The 16499-nt window shown below is 69.3% G+C and carries 14 protein-coding genes; 12 read left to right on the top strand and 2 right to left on the bottom strand.

From position 1 onward, the window contains the following. The first annotated feature begins 76 nt into the window (after window positions 1–76). Both RAC69_RS10630 and RAC69_RS10625 read left to right on the top strand, forming a co-directional pair. Window positions 77–1111: a LacI family DNA-binding transcriptional regulator gene (locus tag RAC69_RS10630; protein ID WP_375086780.1), complete on the top strand. Its 1035-nt coding sequence runs from the start codon at window positions 77–79 to the stop codon at window positions 1109–1111. 31 nt (window positions 1112–1142) lie between these two features. Then, on the top strand, window positions 1143–2414 hold the full coding sequence (locus tag RAC69_RS10625; protein WP_375086779.1) for a glycosyl hydrolase: 1272 nt from the start codon (window positions 1143–1145) through the stop codon (window positions 2412–2414). A 133-nt stretch (window positions 2415–2547) separates the two neighbouring features. Here the strand turns inward: RAC69_RS10625 and RAC69_RS10620 are convergent, their stop codons facing one another. Then, window positions 2548–3963 carry a DUF222 domain-containing protein gene (locus tag RAC69_RS10620; RefSeq protein WP_375086778.1) on the bottom strand — a complete coding sequence of 472 codons (1416 nt, stop codon included), beginning with the start codon at window positions 3961–3963 and terminating at the stop codon, window positions 2548–2550. 134 nt (window positions 3964–4097) lie between these two features. On the opposite strand from RAC69_RS10620, the gene RAC69_RS10615 reads away from it, so the two are divergent. The 10 genes from RAC69_RS10615 (at window position 4098) to RAC69_RS10570 (ending at window position 15547) form a co-directional block, all read left to right on the top strand. Continuing rightward, the gene (locus RAC69_RS10615; protein ID WP_375086777.1) at window positions 4098–5018 is read left to right on the top strand and encodes a phosphotransferase; all 921 of its coding nucleotides are present in this window, start codon (window positions 4098–4100) and stop codon (window positions 5016–5018) included. A gap of 48 nt (window positions 5019–5066) precedes the next feature. Beyond that, window positions 5067–6875, top strand: a complete 1809-nt coding sequence (locus tag RAC69_RS10610; protein ID WP_375086776.1) for an ABC-F family ATP-binding cassette domain-containing protein — start codon at window positions 5067–5069, stop codon at window positions 6873–6875. 99 nt (window positions 6876–6974) lie between these two features. Beyond that, entirely contained in the window at window positions 6975–7934 is a 960-nt protein-coding gene (locus tag RAC69_RS10605) for an ABC transporter substrate-binding protein (RefSeq protein WP_375086775.1), read from the top strand. A 26-nt stretch (window positions 7935–7960) separates the two neighbouring features. Beyond that, a complete protein-coding gene (locus RAC69_RS10600; protein WP_375086774.1) occupies window positions 7961–9007 on the top strand; it encodes an iron chelate uptake ABC transporter family permease subunit in 1047 nt (348 codons plus the stop codon). A 3-nt stretch (window positions 9008–9010) separates the two neighbouring features. Continuing rightward, complete coding sequence (locus tag RAC69_RS10595) at window positions 9011–10063, top strand: FecCD family ABC transporter permease (protein ID WP_375086773.1); 1053 nt, start codon at window positions 9011–9013, stop codon at window positions 10061–10063. Then, window positions 10060–10845 (top strand): ABC transporter ATP-binding protein, encoded by a 786-nt coding sequence (locus tag RAC69_RS10590; RefSeq protein ID WP_375086772.1) that lies wholly within the window; start codon window positions 10060–10062, stop codon window positions 10843–10845. The genes RAC69_RS10595 and RAC69_RS10590 overlap by 4 nt, the downstream gene beginning before the upstream one ends. A gap of 40 nt (window positions 10846–10885) precedes the next feature. Then, the gene (locus RAC69_RS10585) at window positions 10886–12697 is read left to right on the top strand and encodes a Na+/H+ antiporter (RefSeq protein WP_375086771.1); all 1812 of its coding nucleotides are present in this window, start codon (window positions 10886–10888) and stop codon (window positions 12695–12697) included. 132 nt (window positions 12698–12829) lie between these two features. Beyond that, complete coding sequence (locus tag RAC69_RS10580) at window positions 12830–13738, top strand: MetQ/NlpA family ABC transporter substrate-binding protein (RefSeq protein WP_375086770.1); 909 nt, start codon at window positions 12830–12832, stop codon at window positions 13736–13738. Window positions 13739–13844: 106 nt separating this feature from the next. Further along, entirely contained in the window at window positions 13845–14888 is a 1044-nt protein-coding gene (locus RAC69_RS10575; RefSeq protein ID WP_375086769.1) for a methionine ABC transporter ATP-binding protein, read from the top strand. After that, window positions 14888–15547, top strand: a complete 660-nt coding sequence (locus RAC69_RS10570; protein WP_375086768.1) for a methionine ABC transporter permease — start codon at window positions 14888–14890, stop codon at window positions 15545–15547. The genes RAC69_RS10575 and RAC69_RS10570 overlap by 1 nt, the downstream gene beginning before the upstream one ends. On the opposite strand, the gene RAC69_RS10565 is transcribed toward RAC69_RS10570, so the two are convergent. Next, window positions 15534–16493 carry a pseudouridine synthase gene (locus RAC69_RS10565; RefSeq protein WP_375086767.1) on the bottom strand — a complete coding sequence of 320 codons (960 nt, stop codon included), beginning with the start codon at window positions 16491–16493 and terminating at the stop codon, window positions 15534–15536. The two genes, RAC69_RS10570 and RAC69_RS10565, sit on opposite strands and share 14 nt — an antisense overlap. Window positions 16494–16499: the final 6 nt, after the last annotated feature.

The raw sequence follows: 16499 nt of genomic DNA, 5'->3' as shown, positions 1-16499 counted from the left end.
TAAAGCGGTACACGTCAACGTGCGATTAATGTATACCGCTTTACATCGGGCGGTCAACACCCTAATCTCGGTGGTGATGAACGAGAAGAAGCCCGCCCGCGCCACCATCGCCGCGGTCGCCGCCCGCGCCGGGGTATCGCCGTCGGCGGTGTCGCATGTCTTCAATGGGCGCCCCAACGTGTCGGCCGCTACGGCCGAGCGGATCCGCCGTGCTGCCGACGAACTCCACTGGCGGCCGAACTATGCCAGCCGCAAGGTGAGCGGTCGCGGCGGGCGCAGTCTGGGACTCGTCGTCGCGCGCTCCGGCGACACGTTCGAACGCGATCCGTTCTTCATGCGGCTCATCGCCGGACTCACGTCGCCGCTGGCCGAGATCGGCTGGTCGCTCGCCCTCACACTCGTGAAGGCGGATGACGAGGAGGGCGTGTACCGCGAGTGGTGGAGCGAGCAGCGAGTCGATGCGTTCCTGCTCGTCGACCTGCGTGACGGCGATCCCCGCGTCGCGCTCGTCCGGGAGCTCGGTGCCCCGGCCGTGCTGCTGGGCGCGCCCGTCGACGACGCCGTTCCGGCGGTCACCGTGCAGGACGATGCCGCGTATGACTCGGTGCTCGGGTATCTGCAGGATCTCGGTCACCGCGGGATCGCGCGCGTGAGCGATTCGCCGGGTCTCGTGCACTCGCGGGATCGCGACCGGCGTTTCGTCGATGCGGCCGAGGGGCGGGGGATCGTGCCGTTCGTGCTGCAGTGGGATGCCGCGGCAGCAGATCCGGTCGCCGATCTGCTCCGTCGGTCGGAAGGAGCGACCGCCCTGCTCGTCGACAGCGAGGCGATGGCGGCGGAGATCGTGGCCCACGCCCCGGAGATCGGTGTGCGCGTGCCCGAGCAGCTGTCGGTGATCGCCTGGGAGGACTCGTGGGTGTCGTCGCTCGTGCGCCCGCGGCTCACGGCTCTCGACGCCCCTGTCGAGGAGAGCGCGCGCACGGCGGTGGCGCTCTTGGCCCGGCTCGCGAACGGCGAGGACGCCGTTTCGCAGACGGTCTCGGCGCGGCGTCTCGTCGTCCGGGAATCGAGCGGTCCGGCCCCGATCCGGCACGAGAACACCGAACGTTGACGAAGACCGCACCACACATGAAGGACTCTCAGTGACCGACCTCTTCTCCTCTTCCTCCTCTGCTGCGCCCCGTTTCGGTGCGAATTACACCCCGTCGAAGGACTGGATGTTCCAGTGGATGAGCATCGATGCCGACGTGGTCCGCGCGGACTTCGCGGCGCTCGCCGGCCTGGGTCTCGACCATGTCCGTGTCTTCCCGCTGTGGCCGACGTTGCAGCCGAATCGCACACTCATCCGCGGGAAGGCTCTCGACGACATCGCGCTCGTCGCCGACATCGCCGCTGAGTTCGACCTGGACATCGCGGTCGACGTGATCCAGGGGCACATGTCGGGGTTCGACTTCGTCCCGGCCTGGCTCGTGAACTGGCATGACGGAAACATGTTCGTCGACGAGCCGGCCATTCAGGCGCAGGCGGACCTCGTCAGAGCGGTCTACGACACTGTGCGCGACCGGTCGAACCTCCTCGGTCTCACCCTCGGCAACGAGCTCAACCAGTTCCAGCTTCCGAACCCCGCCGCGATGCCGGCGAGCAGCGATCAGATCGCTCACTGGCTGCGGTCGCTGCTGGCGGCGCCGGTCGATCCCGACCCGCGGCACGTGATCGTGCACAGCGAGAACGATCACCTCTGGTACCGCGACGAGCACCCGTTCCTGCCTGTGCACGCGACCCGGCTGGGTGACGTCACGACCGTGCACTCCTGGATCTTCAACGGAACCGCCGCGATGTACGGCGGGCTGTCGCCGCAGTCGGTGCGCCATGCGGAGTGGATGATCGAGCTGTCGAAGGCTTTCGCTTCCGACCCGCAGCGCCAGGTGTGGCTGCAGGAGGTCGGTGCGCCGTCGATGAACCTCTCGGACGATCAGATGCCGGAGTTCGCGTCTCGCACGGTGGAGGCGGCGCTCACCACCGAGGGCTTGTACGGGATCACCTGGTGGTGCTCGCATGATGTGTCGCGCGCCCTCGGCGACTACAAGGATCTGGAGTACTCGCTCGGACTTCTCGACGTCGACAACGCTGTGAAGCCGCTCGGGCGGCGCTTCGCCGAGCTGGTCTCGCAGGCGCGGGCGGATGCCGGGGCGCGCGTCGTCCCGCGCACCGTCGCCGTGGTGGTCGACGTGGATGCCGACGACCTGCCGCTGTCGAGGACCGACCTCGCCCCGGGCGGCCGCGTCTTCGAGCGCTGGCACGACCTGCGCGAGCAGGGTGTGGCGGTCACGGTCGTGACGTCGCGTACGGCGTCGGACCGCGCCGCGCTCGCCGCTCGGGGCATCGAGTCGGTCGAGGTCCCGTCGCGGGCCTGATTCCCGTGCGGCCCAGCGCGGAGTCGAGAGTCGCGCCACGCCGCACGCCGCACGCCGTCGCGCCACGCCGCGCGCCGTGGCGCCGTCGCGCCACGCCGCACGCCGTGGGGCGGTCTGCGGTCGGCGGTCTGCGTCAGAAGGGTGCCGCGACCGGAATCCTCGCCCAGATACCGGTGGCCGTCCCCGCAGGCTCGGAGTCGTTCATCACCGGAGCACCGTCGGTGTCGCGCATCGCCCCGACATCGTCGGCTTGTCGGAACACGACCGTGTTCGGCGTGGGTGGGGTGTCGATGTAGGTCCGACCGGTGGGACTCGTCCAGCGCAGCACGCCGCCGTGTACCTGCTCCACGTGCCAGGGGGAGTGGTGTTTCAGTACGTGATGGCGTCGGCAGAAGTGCGCCAGATTGCTGTCGCACGTCGGACCTCCGGTCACCGCGTCGTGATTGTGGTCGAGGTCGCATTTGCGGGCGGCGATCCGGCAACCCGGGAAGCGGCAGCGCTGGTCGCGGACGCGCAGGTGCCGTCGGAGGTGCTCGGTCGGTCGGTACCGGTCGACGGCCAGCATCTGTCCACTCACAGGATGGGTGAGAACGCGGGTCCATCCCGAGGCGCTCCCGGCGAGGACGCGGGCGGTGTCGGCATCCACGGGGACCACGCCGTCCAGCTCGGCGGGCGGCGATGCTGCGGCGTCCGCCGCGCCGCCGCCGATGAGAGTCAGCACGGGCACCGTGATGTCCACGTGAGCCTGGATCGCCCCCAGCATCCCGTCGGCCGTGTCATGTCCGGAGGGCGAGCCCGTGAGCACGAGATCGGTGAGCAGGTCGGCGCGGATCTCGTCGACGGTCCGTTCATCGCCGTCGTGCTCGGTCCCTTCTCGAGCCGCGGCGCGCGAGGCTCGGCGGTTCTCGTCGCGCAGGGCGAGCGCCGCTTGCGACAGCCGATCGAACATGCCATGAACCAGCGCCGCCGGAGCTTGCAGGTGCAGGTCGGCCATACCGTCTTCGCTGTCGGTCATCCACACCCGGCGGGCGGAGCGTGCGTCCCGGTGCCGGTCATCCACCGAGCGAATGAGGAAACGTTCGGCGACGCGGCGGGCGAGCGGTCGGAGGCGGTTCGGCGATTCAGCCTCGGCAAGCGGGATCATGACCGCGGCGTATGCCGCGCGATGGGCATCGTCGACGAGGTGTGCGCCGGCGTCGACGATCACCCGCGCGTGGGCCGCGCTCAGTCGGCCGGCGCCCTGCGCCGCCCAGACGGTCGGGAACTGGTCGACGAGCAGTGTCGCGTCGGCGATACGACGCTCGACGGTGCGGTCGCTCACCCGCTGCACGGCTCCGATCTCCGCCGCGACCGACCTGATCGCATGGTCTCCACCGTCAGGGTGCTCGCTCTGCCTCGCTATGTCGATCGCGAGCTTGCCGGCGACCGCGAGCAGTCCATCGCGCGCCGCCTGCATCGCGGCCAGCGTCTGATCCGCGACGCGCAGTGTCTCGACGAGGCCGGCGAGCGCCGCCATCTGCGAGTCCGTTGCGTCGAGGAGAGCTGACATGACCTCAGTGAACCACCGACCACCGACGTTGGAACAAAGATTCGACTTGCTATTCGCGGAATACCGGATCTTCGTCCCGCGCGGCAGGAGCGCGGTGATCCGGCGCAGCTCCCGGGGCTCGATAGGGTGGCTCGATGGCGCGTCTTGAGTGGTCGGAACTCCCCTCAGACGTCCGCACGCGCGTCGAGCAGTCCGCTGGGTCGACGGTCGAAGAGGCTCGCACCCAACACGGTGGCTTCTCCGCAGGCCTGGCATCGCGTGTGTTCTTCGCCGATGGGCAACGGTGCTTCGTCAAGGCGGTGCATGCATCGTCTTCCGGCACTTTCGATCTCTATCGACGCGAGGCGGACATCCTGCGGATGATCCCGCGTGACCTGCCCGCGGCCCACCTCATCGACGCGTTCGACGACGACCACTGGGCGGTGCTCACGATCGAGGACGTCGACGGCCGGCATCCGCGGAAGGACTCGCCGCTCGACACCGCCCTCGTGCTCGACGCGATCGCCGCGCTCGCCGCTGCGGAACCTCCCGCGTCTCTCCCGCGTCTCGCCGACGAACTCGCCGAGGATGCGGGCTCGTGGGAGCGGCTGGCACGCGCTGACCTCCTCGGCACGACCACACCGTGGTGCATCGAGAACGTCGCTCTCCTTCAGGAGCATGCGGGACGCGTCGGGTCTGCGGTTGCGGGGGAGCGGTTGGTGCACGGCGATCTCCGCGCGGACAACATCCTGATCGACGGAGCCGGATGCGCCCGTCTGCTCGACTGGCCGTGGGCTGCTCGCGGAGCAGGGTGGGAGGACGCGCTCCTGTATCTACTCGACCTGCGGGTGGAGGACCCCGCAGCCGATGTCGAGTCGTTGCGTTCTCACCCGGTGTTCGACGGCTCGGCCGCAGCCGACCACATCCCGCTCCTCGCCGCGATCGGGGGCGGGTGGTTCGAGAAGTGCCGATGGCCTGCGCCCCCGGGGATGGACGCGCTGCGGGATTTCCAGCGGCGCGAGGCGCTGGCGGCCGTCGACTGGATCGCGCAGATCACCGCGACCGCGGGCGACTGACCAGCCCGCGCGGCGGCGGCGTCCCGCGCGACTACCCTGGAAGACGACATGGCACATCTTCTCGGGGCTGAAGCCCTGCACCTCGAATATCCGACCAGGGTCGTCTTCGACTCCGTGACCCTCGGCATCGAGGAGGGCGACCGCATCGGCATCGTCGGCCGCAACGGCGACGGCAAGTCGAGCCTGCTTGGCATGCTCGCCGGCACCAAGGAGCCCGACTCGGGCCGCGTCACGGTACGCGGCGGCACCACGATCGGCGTCCTCTCCCAGGCGGACACCCTCGGCGACGACGTCACGATCGCCGAGGCGGTGGTGGGCGACACGCCCGAGCACGAGTGGGCGGGCGACGCGCGGGTGCGCGACGTCATCGCCGGACTCCTCACGGATCTGCCGTGGGATGCGCGCATCGGCTCCCTCAGCGGAGGACAGCGCCGGCGGGTGTCGCTCGCCACGCTGCTCGCGGGGGACTGGGACGTCATCGCCCTCGACGAGCCGACCAACCACCTCGACGTCGAGGCGATCACCTGGCTCGCCGGACATCTGAAGCGGCGGTGGGCGGCGAACTCCGGCGCGCTGCTCGTCGTCACCCATGACCGGTGGTTCCTCGACGAGATCTGCACCGAGACCTGGGAGGTGCATGACCGCCTCGTCGAGCCCTTCGAAGGCGGCTACGCGGCGTACATCCTGCAGCGCGTGGAGCGCGATCGCATGGCGGCGGCCACCGAGGCCAAGCGGCAGAACCTCGCGCGCAAGGAACTGGCCTGGCTGCGCCGCGGCGCCCCCGCCCGCACGAGCAAGCCGAAGTTCCGCATCGAGGCCGCCAACGAGCTCATCGCCGACGTACCGGAGATCCGTGACACCGTGTCGTTGCAGTCGCTCGCCGTATCGCGCCTCGGCAAGGACGTCGTGGACCTGCTCGACGTGGGAGTCACGTACCCGACAGAGGACGGCGGCACGAAGCGCGTGCTGTCCGACGTCGAGTGGCGCATCGCACCGGGCGAGCGCACCGGCATCCTGGGGGTGAACGGCGCCGGCAAGTCGACCCTCCTCGGACTGATCTCGGGCACGGTGGAACCGACCGAGGGCCGCATCAAGCGCGGCACCACGGTCAAGGTGAAGACCCTGACGCAGCGCCTCGACGAGCTCGAGCAGCACTGGAACGATCCGGTGCGCGTCGTGATCTCCGGTCTCCGCACCTCGTACACGATGGGGACCGGCTCGAAGGCGCAGGATCTCACGCCGGGGCAGCTGCTCGAACGTCTGGGGTTCTCGTCGGCGCAGCTCTCCACCCCTGTGAAGGACCTCTCGGGAGGCCAGCAGCGACGGCTGCAGCTCCTCCTCGTGCTGCTCGATCAGCCCAACGTGCTGATCCTCGACGAGCCGACCAACGACATGGACACCGACATGCTCGCGGCGATCGAGGACCTCCTCGACTCGTGGTCCGGAACCCTCCTCGTCGTCAGCCATGACCGGTACTTCCTCGAGCGGGTCACGGATCAGCAGTACGCGATCCTCGACGGCCGGCTGCGTCACCTTCCCGGCGGCGTCGACGAGTACCTGCGTCTCCGTCAGCTGCAGGACGCCACCCCGGCGACCGCGGCGAAGACGGATGCCGCGGCGGCGCCGTCCGGTCTTGACGGCGCCGAGCTGCGCGCGGCCCAGAAGGAGATCTCGTCGCTGGAGCGTCGGATCCAGAAGCTCACCGACCAGGTCGACAAGGCCAAGCACGCGCTCGCCGACCACGATCAGTCTGACTACGCGGGCCTCGGGGATCGCATGAAGAAGATCGGCGAGCAGGAGGCGGAGATCGAGGAGCTCGAGCTGCGCTGGTTCGAGCTGACGGAGCAGATCGGCTGATCGCGGCGACACGCCGGGAGATACATTTAGGTTTGGCTACCCTAAGTTGTCGTTGCTAGCCTCGGGGCATCCCCGTTCGACGACAGAAATGGTCATGCCGTGAATCGCCGCCTCGCCCTCGCCGCCCTCGTCTCCGCCTCCGCGCTCCTGCTCGCCTCGTGCGCCTCAGGCGACGTGGCGGAAGGGCAGGCGGCCGACGCAGGAGACGGCGTCACCCTCGTGCACCCGACGCTCGACGGGCTCGAGATCGACTTCGACGCGCAGCCCGAGGACATCGTCATGGACTGCTATGCGTACAGTTCGCTCCACGAATACGGCATCGAGCCCATCGCCCTCTTCGGGTTCGAGTGCGACAACGCCTTCGTGATGGGCGACGCCGACGTCAGCGGCATCCCGGTGGTCGGCAAGGACGGTGAGATCGACGTCGAGAAGCTCGCCGAACTGCGCCCCGACGCGATCATCGGTCAGGGCACGGCCGACGGCTGGCAGTGGTTCGACGAGGACGTCAACGCGCAGATCACCCGTGTGGCGCCGTTCGTCGCGCTGCCCGGCAGCGAAACCATCGACGAGCGCATCGCCGACACCCGCGAGATCGCGGAGTTCTTCGGAGGCGATGTCGCCTCGGAGGAGATCCTCGCCTCCGACGAGGCGCTCGACGCGGCGAAGACGGCGGTCAGCGCCGCGGTCGCCGAGAACGGCTTGGGCATCATGCTCGCGAGCCCCACGAAGGAGATGCTGTACACCGGAGTCGGCTTCGCGCAGGCCGACCTCCTCGAAGAGCTGGGGGCGACGGTCGTCGGTGCCGAGGCGCCCGCGACGGGTAACCCCTGGGGCCAGGTGGCCTGGGAGGACGCGTCGAGCTATCCGGCCGACGTCGTGCTCGTCGAGGGCTACACCGATGACTTCTCGTTCTCGGCGGATCTGTGGGATGCGCTCCCCGCGGTGAAGGCCGGTCAGCTCGGCGCGTGGAGCTCGAAGGGGGCCATGACGGCGTCGACGTACGCGCAGTGGCTGACCGATGTCGCCGAGCTCGTCTCGGCATCCGCCAAGGTCGCCTGACCTTCCCGCCCCACACAGACCGCCCCATGATGTCGCAGGTCTCGCTCGTCGAGGCGCAGCGCGACGGCGTGCAGACCCGCGCCCCCCGTCGCTTCGTCGGACTCGTGCCGCTCGTGATCCTGTGCGTGCTCGCGCTCGCCGCCAGCATGTTGGTCGGATCGCGCGCCGTGCCGCCCGCCGACGTGCTGAACGCGCTGCTGCACCCCGGTCCCGACGACGCGATATCGCAGACGGTCTGGTTCTCGCGGGTGCCGCGCACCGTGCTCGTGCTGGTGGCGGGGGCGGCGCTCGGCGTCGCCGGGTCGCTGATGCAGGCCGTCACCCGCAACCCGATGACCGACCCCGGCATCCTCGGGGTGAACGCCGGCGCCTCCCTCGCGGTCGTCGTCGGAATCGCGTTCTTCGCCGTCACGGACATCTCGCAGTACATGTGGTGGTCGTTCGCCGGCGCGATGCTCACCTCGGTGGCGGTGTTCATGATCGGCAACACCGGCGCCGCCCGCGGGAACCCCGTGCGGATGACGCTGTCCGGAGTCGCCCTCGGTGCCGTGCTGACCGGATTCAGCTCCGCCGTGCTGCTGTCGAACTCCGCAGTGCTCGAGCGCATGCGCGGGTGGTCGGCGGGCACCACGGCCTCCCAGCCTCTGGATGCCACGGCCGCGATCGTGCCGTTCATCGTCGTCGGCCTCGTGATCGCCCTGCTCAGCTCGCGGGCACTCGACGTCCTGTCGCTGGGTGAGGCGTCAGCCGTCGCCATGGGCGCTCATCCGAACCGGATCCGCGTCGTCGCGCTCATCGCGATCGCCCTGCTCGCCGGCGGCGCGACCGCGGCGGCCGGGCCGATCGGCTTCCTCGGGCTGCTCGCTCCGCACGTCGCGCGGATGATCGTCGGACCGCACCTGGGATGGATCATGGCCTACTCCGTCCTCATCGCTCCGATCGTGCTCGGATTCGCCGACGTGCTCGGCCGCGTCATCACCGCGGGCGAGGTGCCGGTCGGCGTCGTGACCGCGTTCATCGGGGCGCCGGTGCTGATCTGGATGGTCCGGCGCTTCCGGGTCTCGGAGGTGTGACGCATGGTCGATCTCGACTTCGGGCGTCGCATGCTGCGCGTGGGGCGTGCCGAGCGGCCGCTGCTGTTCGTCGATGCCCGGTCTCTGCACATCTGCGTGGGGCTGTGGGTCGCGACGGCGGCGCTCGCCGTCTTCGCCGTGTTCTCTGGTTCCGCGCAGATCTCGCTCTCCGAGGCGCTCGCGGCGCTCATCGGTCGCGGGGACGACTACATCACCATGGTCGTGCTCGAGTGGCGAGCGCCGCGCATCGTCATGGCCGTGCTGCTGGGAACCTGCCTCGCCATGAGCGGCGCGATCTTCCAGAACCTCACCGGCAACCCCCTCGGGTCGCCGGACGTGATCGGCTTCCAGACCGGCTCTTACACGGGCGCGCTCGTCGTGATGCTGCTGCTCGGCGGAGGCACAGCCGCGACCATGGGCGGTGCATTGACCGGAGGCATCGTCACCGCCTTCCTCGTCTTCCTCCTCGCATCGAAGAAGGGCGCCGTCCGCGGAGTGCGGCTGATCATCGTCGGCATCGGGGTGAGCGCCATGCTCGCGTCGGTGAACGTCTGGATCCTGCTGAGCGCCACGGTCGAGGATGCGATCATGGCCGGACTCTGGGGTGCCGGGAACCTGTCGGGCATGTCGTGGCCCGCGGTCGGGGCGACCCTCGCGGGGTCGGGGGTGTTCATCATCGGGGCGCTGGCGCTGAGCCGCCCGATGCGCGTCATGCAGGTCGGGGTGCCGTTCGCGACGGCCCTCGGCTTGAACGTCCGGCTCGTGCAGGTGAGCGCGATCATCGTCGGTGTCGGACTCATCGCCCTCGCGACGGCGATGGTCGGATCGATCTCGTTCATCGCGCTGGCCGCGCCGCAGATCGCGCGACGCATCGTCCGCTCCGACGGGCTGGCGCTGGGGCCGACGGCAGCCGTGGGGTCTCTCCTGCTCCTGCTCGCGGACGTCGCCGCGCAGCGAATACACCCCGACTCCCCGCTGCCCGTCGGCATCGTGACCGTCTCGGTCGGCGGGCTGTACTTCCTGTGGCTGCTCATCAGAGAGGGAAAGAGAAGATGACACGTCTCGCCGTCGAGGAGGCGACTCTCGGATACGCCGACCGGGTCATCTGCGACGACGTCTCCGTCGAGATCCCGGACGGGGCCTTCACCGTGATCGTCGGCCCGAACGCATGCGGTAAATCGACACTTCTGAAGAGCCTCACGCGCCTGCTCGAACCGGCCGGAGGTCGCGTCCTGCTGGACGGGCAGAGCCTGCACCGACTGCCCACCAAGCACGTCGCGCGCGAGGTGGGGCTGCTCCCGCAGGGGCCCGTCGCGCCGGACGGCATCCGGGTGATCGATCTCGTGTCCCGCGGGCGGTACCCGCACCAGCGCTTATTCTCGCCCTGGTCGCCCGAGGACGAGGCGGCCGTCGCCGAGGCGATGGACGCCACCGGCACGCGGCACCTCTCGGGTCGCCTGGTGGACGAGCTCTCCGGCGGCCAGCGGCAGCGCGTCTGGATGGCGGTCGCTCTCGCCCAGCAGACGCCCATCCTCCTGCTCGACGAACCGACCACGTACCTCGATCTCAGCCACCAGGTCGAGCTGCTGGAGCTGTGTCGCGCGCTGAATCGCACCCAGGGCCACACGCTCGTCGCCGTCCTGCACGACCTCAACCAGGCCGCCCGATACGCCGATCACATCATCGCGATGAAGGACGGGGCGGTCGTGGCGAGCGGCAGCCCGGCGGAGGTCATCACCGAAGCGCTCGTCGCCCAGGTGTTCGGTTTGGACGCGAGGGTCATCACCGACCCCGAATCGGGGAGCCCGCTCGTGATCCCGCGCTGGTCGCACCGCTGAGGGAGGAATATCCTGCTCTCACCGACGTTGGGAGACAGGGATGGAAGGCCTCGAAGTAACCGTCCTGATCGGACTCACGATCCTCGTCGGAGCGCTGCTCGCTCCCCGTATCCGCCTCGCTCTGCCGCTCGTGCTCGTCATCCTCGGACTCGCGTGGGGATTTGTCCCGCAGCTGCGCGAGATCCAGCTGCCGCCCGAGACGGTCCTGCTCCTGTTCCTCCCGGTGATGCTGTTCTGGGAGAGCCTCACGACGTCGCTGCGGTCGATCCGCCGTGACTTCCGCTACATCCTCCCGATGAGCACGCTGCTCGTCGTCGCGTCCGCGTTCGCGGTCGCCGGCATCGGCGTGCTGTTCGGCATCCCGTGGGAGATCGCGCTCATCCTCGGCGCCGCGGTCGCCCCTCCCGACGCCACCGCCGTCGCGGCGCTCGGCCGTCTGCTGCCGCGCCGCATGTTCATGAAGCTCAAGGCGGAGAGCCTCACCAACGACGGCACCGCGCTCGTCCTCTACGCGATCGCGGTCTCGCTCGCGCTGGGCGGCAACATCACGCCGTGGTCGGTCACCCTGTCGGTGCTCATCTCGTACGTCGGAGGGGTCGCCGCGGGCGTCGTGGTCGCGGCGCTCGGGTATCTGCTGCTGCGGCGCACGTCGCGCACGGTCGTGATCAACGTCACGCTGCTTCTCATCCCGTTCACCTCGTTCCTGCTCGCCGAGATCGTGCACGCGTCCGGAGTGCTGTCCGTCGTGGTGGCCGGTCTGATCGTCGCCTACGTGTCGCCGCGGGTGACGACGGCATCCTCCCGCCGCCAGGCCGACGCCGCGTGGCCGTTCGGCGTGTTCCTGCTCAACGGCGCCCTGTTCGTGCTGATCGGGCTCGAGGTGCAGTTCGTGGTGCACGAGATCTCGGCTGCCGCGATCGGGCGCCTCGTGCTGGTCACTCTCGCCGTGTGGGTCACGTTGCTCGTCGTCCGCTATGTCTTCCAGCTGCTCAACGCAGTGTTCCAGCGGCAGCCCGGAGCCGGGCAGGCCCGCGGGGCGCGCTCCCGCGCGCGTGCGGTCTCGACGGTGGCGGGCATGCGGGGGGCCGTGTCTCTGGCGATCGCGCTCTCGGTCCCGGCGGCGAGCTCCTCCGGCGGCGAGCTTGCCGGTCGCGACCAGATCGTGTTCGTCACGGCGGGCGTGATCCTGCTCAGCCTGCTGGTGCAGGCACCGCTCCTTCCTGCGATCGTGCGGTGGGCCCGGTTCCCCGTCGATCATGCGGAGGACGAGGAGTACGAGCTCGCCGAGCGCACCATCTCGGGCGCGGCCCTCGCCGCTCTCGACGATCTGGCCGCGGAGCACGGCGTCGGGCAGGAGATCCGCGACAAGGTGCGCGCCGAGGGCTACCAGATGCTCGAGTTCTCGAACGCGCGAGCGCTCGCCAGGGAGCAGGCGATCGTGGATGCCGAGGCGCGCGCCCTCGACGAGATGCTCGACGAGCCCGACCCGCTCGGCGGCAGCGGCACGGGTGGTGCGCGCGTCGTCACGGGGATCGGGGGAGCGGATTCCCCGTCGGGCATGAATGCGGCGGTCACCGACGGCGACGCCGTGCTCGGCGACGACGGCGCGGAGGGCGAGGTCAGGACCCTGCAGATGATCGCCACGTCGCCCGACGTCGACGTCATGCAGCGGTCGCCGCTCGTGCGCCACGACGAGCACACACGGCTCAAGCTCGCGCTGATCGATCGCAAGCGCGAGGTGCTGCTGGGGCTCCGTCGATCGGGCAGGGTCGACGACCTCGTGGTGAGGCGGATCTCGGCGCGGCTCGACCTGGAGCAGGTGCGTCTGCAGGGGATCGAAGAGTTCGACTGATGCATCGACGCCCACGGGCGACGGTCTCTGGTGTTCCGATACAGCGCTCGTGACGCTCTGTGACGCTCGATTGTCGGGCGGGCGCGGCGGCTGCCTAACGTATTCGAGTCCCCCCAGAGAGGAACCCTTCCCATGTCACGCCGCACCACTTCCCTGATCGCCGCGCTCGCCGCGGTGCCGCTGTTCGTCGCCCTCTCGGGCTGCGCGACAGCATCCTCCGACGCCGGGTCCGGCGGTGACTCCGGGACCGACGAGACCGTCAAGATCGGCGTCGTCGGCAAGGGCGACCCGCAGTGGGCGCCGTTCGTCGAGGCAGCGGCCGAGGAGGGGATCACGGTCGAGCTCGTCGACTTCGGCTCCTACGAGCAGCCGAACCCGGCGCTCAGCGAGGGCGAGATCGACCTCAACCAGTTCCAGCACATCGTGTACCTCGCGAACTACAACGTGAGCTCCGGCTCGGACCTCCAGCCCATCGGCTCGACGGCGATCTACCCGCTCGGTCTGTATTCGAAGAAGTACGACGACGTGAAGAGCATCCCCGAGGGCGAGACGGTGGCCGTCCCCGATGACGCGTCCAACCAGGCCCGCGCTCTGCTCGTGCTGCAGTCCGCCGGCCTCGTCGAGCTGAAGAGCGGTGGAACGATCTTCTCGGATCTCGCCGACGTCGACACCGAGAAGTCGAAGGTCAAGGTCACCGCCCTCGAGGCGGCGCTGATCCCGACGTCGCTGCCCGATGTGGCCGCGGCGATCATCAACAACGACTTCGTCGAGGACTCGGGCCTGACGTTCGACGACGCGATCGCCCAGGACGACCCGGAGGACCCCAACGCGCTGCCGTACGTGAACGTCTTCGCCGCGCGCGCCGAGGACGCCGACAACGAGACGTACCTCAAGCTCGTCGAGATCTTCCAGACGAACGAGGACGTGCAGGCCGGTCTGCTCGAGTCGTCGGGCGACACCGCTGTGCCGCTGCAGACTCCCGTGAAGGACCTCGTCGACTCCCTCAAGAAGGTCGAGAAGGACACCGAAGCGCAGAAGTGAGTCAGCCGGGGTGAGACCCGCCCCACGCCGATGCGCGAGAATCGGGTGGCGCCACGCGCGTCACCCGATTCGTCGTTCCGCCACCCACCCCATCACCGGAGCAACCATGCCGATCGTGAGCCTGACCAACGTGTCGAAGGCCTACCCCTCCCGCACCTCGCGCGACGCCGAGATCGTCGCGGTCGACGACGTCACCCTCGACATCGAGAAGGGCGACGTCTTCGGGATCATCGGGTACTCGGGCGCGGGCAAGTCGACCCTCGTACGACTCATCAACGCCCTCGAGCCGGCCACGGCGGGCACGATCCTCGTCGACGGCGTCGACATCACGACGCTCTCGGAGAGCGCGCTGCGCAAGGTCCGCGGCGGAATCGGCATGATCTTCCAGCAGTTCAACCTGTTCTCGTCGAGGTCGGTGAATGCGAACATCGCCTACCCCCTCAAGCTGGCTGGGTGGTCGAAGGCCGACATCGAGGAGCGCGTCACCGAGCTGCTGTCGTTCGTCGGTCTGTCCGACAAGGCCAAGGCGTATCCCGAGCAGCTCTCGGGCGGTCAGAAGCAGCGCGTCGGCATCGCGCGCGCCCTCGCGACGAAGCCCGCGATCCTGCTGGCCGACGAGGCGACGAGCGCCCTCGATCCGCAGACGACGCACGAGGTGCTCGATCTGCTCGGCCGCGTCAACCGGGAGCAGGGCGTCACGATCGTCGTCATCACGCACGAGATGGATGTGATCCAGACCATCGCCACGAAGGTCGCCGTGATGGAGCGCGGACGGGTGATCGAGCAGGGCGACGTGTTCGACGTCTTCTCCGCACCGCAGAACCCGGCGTCCCAGCGCTTCGTCGGAACGGTGGTCAAAGGCATCCCGTCGCCGGCCGAGCTCGCAGTGCTGCGGGACCGGCACCACGGACGTATCGTCACGTTCTCGTTCCGCGACGGCGACTCCTCGCAGGCGCAGGTGTTCCTCGACCTCGCCACCGCCGGGCTCGACTTCGAGCTCGTGTACGGCGGCATCAACGACATCCGGGGTCGCGCGTTCGGACACCTCACCCTCGCGATCCGCGGCGACGCCGCAGCCATCGACCGGGCGCTCGCGACGATCGGTGAACGCGTCGAAGTGACCGAGCTCGCCGGAGAGGAGACCCGCTGATGGATCGCCTGATCGAACTGGGCCCGGAGTTCTGGTCCGCCGCCCTCGAGACCCTCTACATGACGACCTTCGCGCTCGTGCTCGGTGGCGTGCTCGGACTCGTGATCGGCGTCGTGCTCTACGTCACCCGCCCCGGCGGGCTCATGCAGAACTCCGTCGTCTCGGCGATCGCCAACCTCGCGGTGAACTTCTTCCGCCCGATCCCGTTCGTGCTGTTCGTCGCCGTCGCGCAGCCGTTCGCCCGTGTCGTGGTCGGCACCGGTATCGGCACGACCGCCGGCGCGTTCCTGATCGGTATCGCGGCCGCGTTCGCGATCGGGCGGATCGTCGAGCAGCACCTCGTCTCGGTGTCGCCCGGCGTGATCGAAGCGGCCCGCGCGATGGGCGCGAGCCCGCTGCGCATCCTCTTCACCGTCGCGATCCCCGAATCCCTCGGCCCGCTGATCCTCGGCTACACCTTCATCGTCGTCGCTCTCATCGACATGACGGCGATGGCCGGTCTGATCGGCGGCGGAGGCCTTGGAGCCTTCGCGCAGGTCTACGGGTTCCGGCAGTTCGAGCCGGTCGTGATGTGGGCGGCGATCATCCTCATCGTCGTGTTCGTGCACCTGGTGCAGCTGCTCGGCACGAGGCTCGCGCGCAAGATCATGCGTCGCTGACCGCGCTCGCGCCGGAGCGCCCGCGGGCGTCCGGGGCGAAGGCGAGCGAGAGTCGCGTGGTGAACTCCCTCGGGGCGCCGGTCAGAGGGTCGACGAAGCGCAGCTCGCGAGCCAGCAGCTGCAGCGGCTGGTCGAAGTCATCGGGGGTCTCGGGCTCCAGTACGGGGTAGAAGCGGTCGTGCAGGATGCCGAGCCCCACCGCTGCGAGATGCACGCGCAGCTGGTGCATCTTGCCGCTGTGTGGACGCAGCAGCGTGTGTACGACGCGATCGTCGGCATCCTGGATCTCGATCAGCGTCTCCGCGTTCGGCTCCCTGTCCGGCACGACCTCGACGCGCAACTGCGCCCGCGGCTTCACGATGTGGTTGCGGTGCACGAGGGGGAAGCGCGCGGCATCCTGCTCCCAGCTCCCCGGGCGTGCGGACACCGCCTCGTAGGTCTTCTGCACCTCGCGGTTCTCGAACATCAGCTGGTACGCCCCTCGCGTCTCCGGCCGCGCGGAGAACATCAGCAGACCGGCGGTGGCGCGGTCGAGGCGATGGATCGGTGTCAGCTCCGGGATGCCGAGCAGATTGCGCAACCGCACGAGGGCCGAGTTCTGCACGTACTTGCCGCCCGGGGTGGTGGGGAGGAAGTGCGGCTTGTCGATCACGACGAGGTCGTCGTCCTGGTGCAGCACCTCGATCGGGAACGGGATCTCGCGCTCCTCCGGCGGCTCGCGGTAGTACCAGACGAACTCTTCCGCCCCGAGCGGGGTGTCCCGCGGGAGCGCCCTCCCGTCGCGCGCCACGATCTCGCCGCGGTCGAACCGGACCAGCAGGCGCTCGGGGTCGAGGTGGAAGAAGCGCTCGATCATGTAGGCCGCGATCGTGGGCCACTCGCCCGTCAGGGGAACGTGCAGACGGGTCGCCCCGACGCCGTCGCGCATCGGGAGGGGGGAGAGCATGCCCAT

The sequence above is a fragment of the Microbacterium sp. LS_15 genome (assembly GCF_041954735.1).
Lineage (GTDB): Bacteria > Actinomycetota > Actinomycetes > Actinomycetales > Microbacteriaceae > Microbacterium.
Note: the sequence above shows the minus strand (reverse complement) of the source record. Positions and strands in the feature narration are given on the sequence as shown.

Bases quoted from the DNA above. Each gene is read 5' to 3' on its own strand.
- RAC69_RS10630 (WP_375086780.1), top strand. From the start codon at position 77: ATGAACGAGAAGAAGCCCGCCCGCGCCACCATCGCCGCGGTCGCCGCC.
- RAC69_RS10620 (WP_375086778.1), bottom strand. From the start codon at position 3,963: ATGTCAGCTCTCCTCGACGCAACGGACTCGCAGATGGCGGCGCTCGCC.
- RAC69_RS10615 (WP_375086777.1), top strand. From the start codon at position 4,098: ATGGCGCGTCTTGAGTGGTCGGAACTCCCCTCAGACGTCCGCACGCGC.
- RAC69_RS10610 (WP_375086776.1), top strand. From the start codon at position 5,067: ATGGCACATCTTCTCGGGGCTGAAGCCCTGCACCTCGAATATCCGACC.
- RAC69_RS10600 (WP_375086774.1), top strand. From the start codon at position 7,961: ATGATGTCGCAGGTCTCGCTCGTCGAGGCGCAGCGCGACGGCGTGCAG.
- RAC69_RS10595 (WP_375086773.1), top strand. From the start codon at position 9,011: ATGGTCGATCTCGACTTCGGGCGTCGCATGCTGCGCGTGGGGCGTGCC.
- RAC69_RS10590 (WP_375086772.1), top strand. From the start codon at position 10,060: ATGACACGTCTCGCCGTCGAGGAGGCGACTCTCGGATACGCCGACCGG.
- RAC69_RS10585 (WP_375086771.1), top strand. From the start codon at position 10,886: ATGGAAGGCCTCGAAGTAACCGTCCTGATCGGACTCACGATCCTCGTC.
- RAC69_RS10580 (WP_375086770.1), top strand. From the start codon at position 12,830: ATGTCACGCCGCACCACTTCCCTGATCGCCGCGCTCGCCGCGGTGCCG.
- RAC69_RS10575 (WP_375086769.1), top strand. From the start codon at position 13,845: ATGCCGATCGTGAGCCTGACCAACGTGTCGAAGGCCTACCCCTCCCGC.
- RAC69_RS10570 (WP_375086768.1), top strand. From the start codon at position 14,888: ATGGATCGCCTGATCGAACTGGGCCCGGAGTTCTGGTCCGCCGCCCTC.
- RAC69_RS10565 (WP_375086767.1), bottom strand. From the start codon at position 16,493: ATGCTCTCCCCCCTCCCGATGCGCGACGGCGTCGGGGCGACCCGTCTG.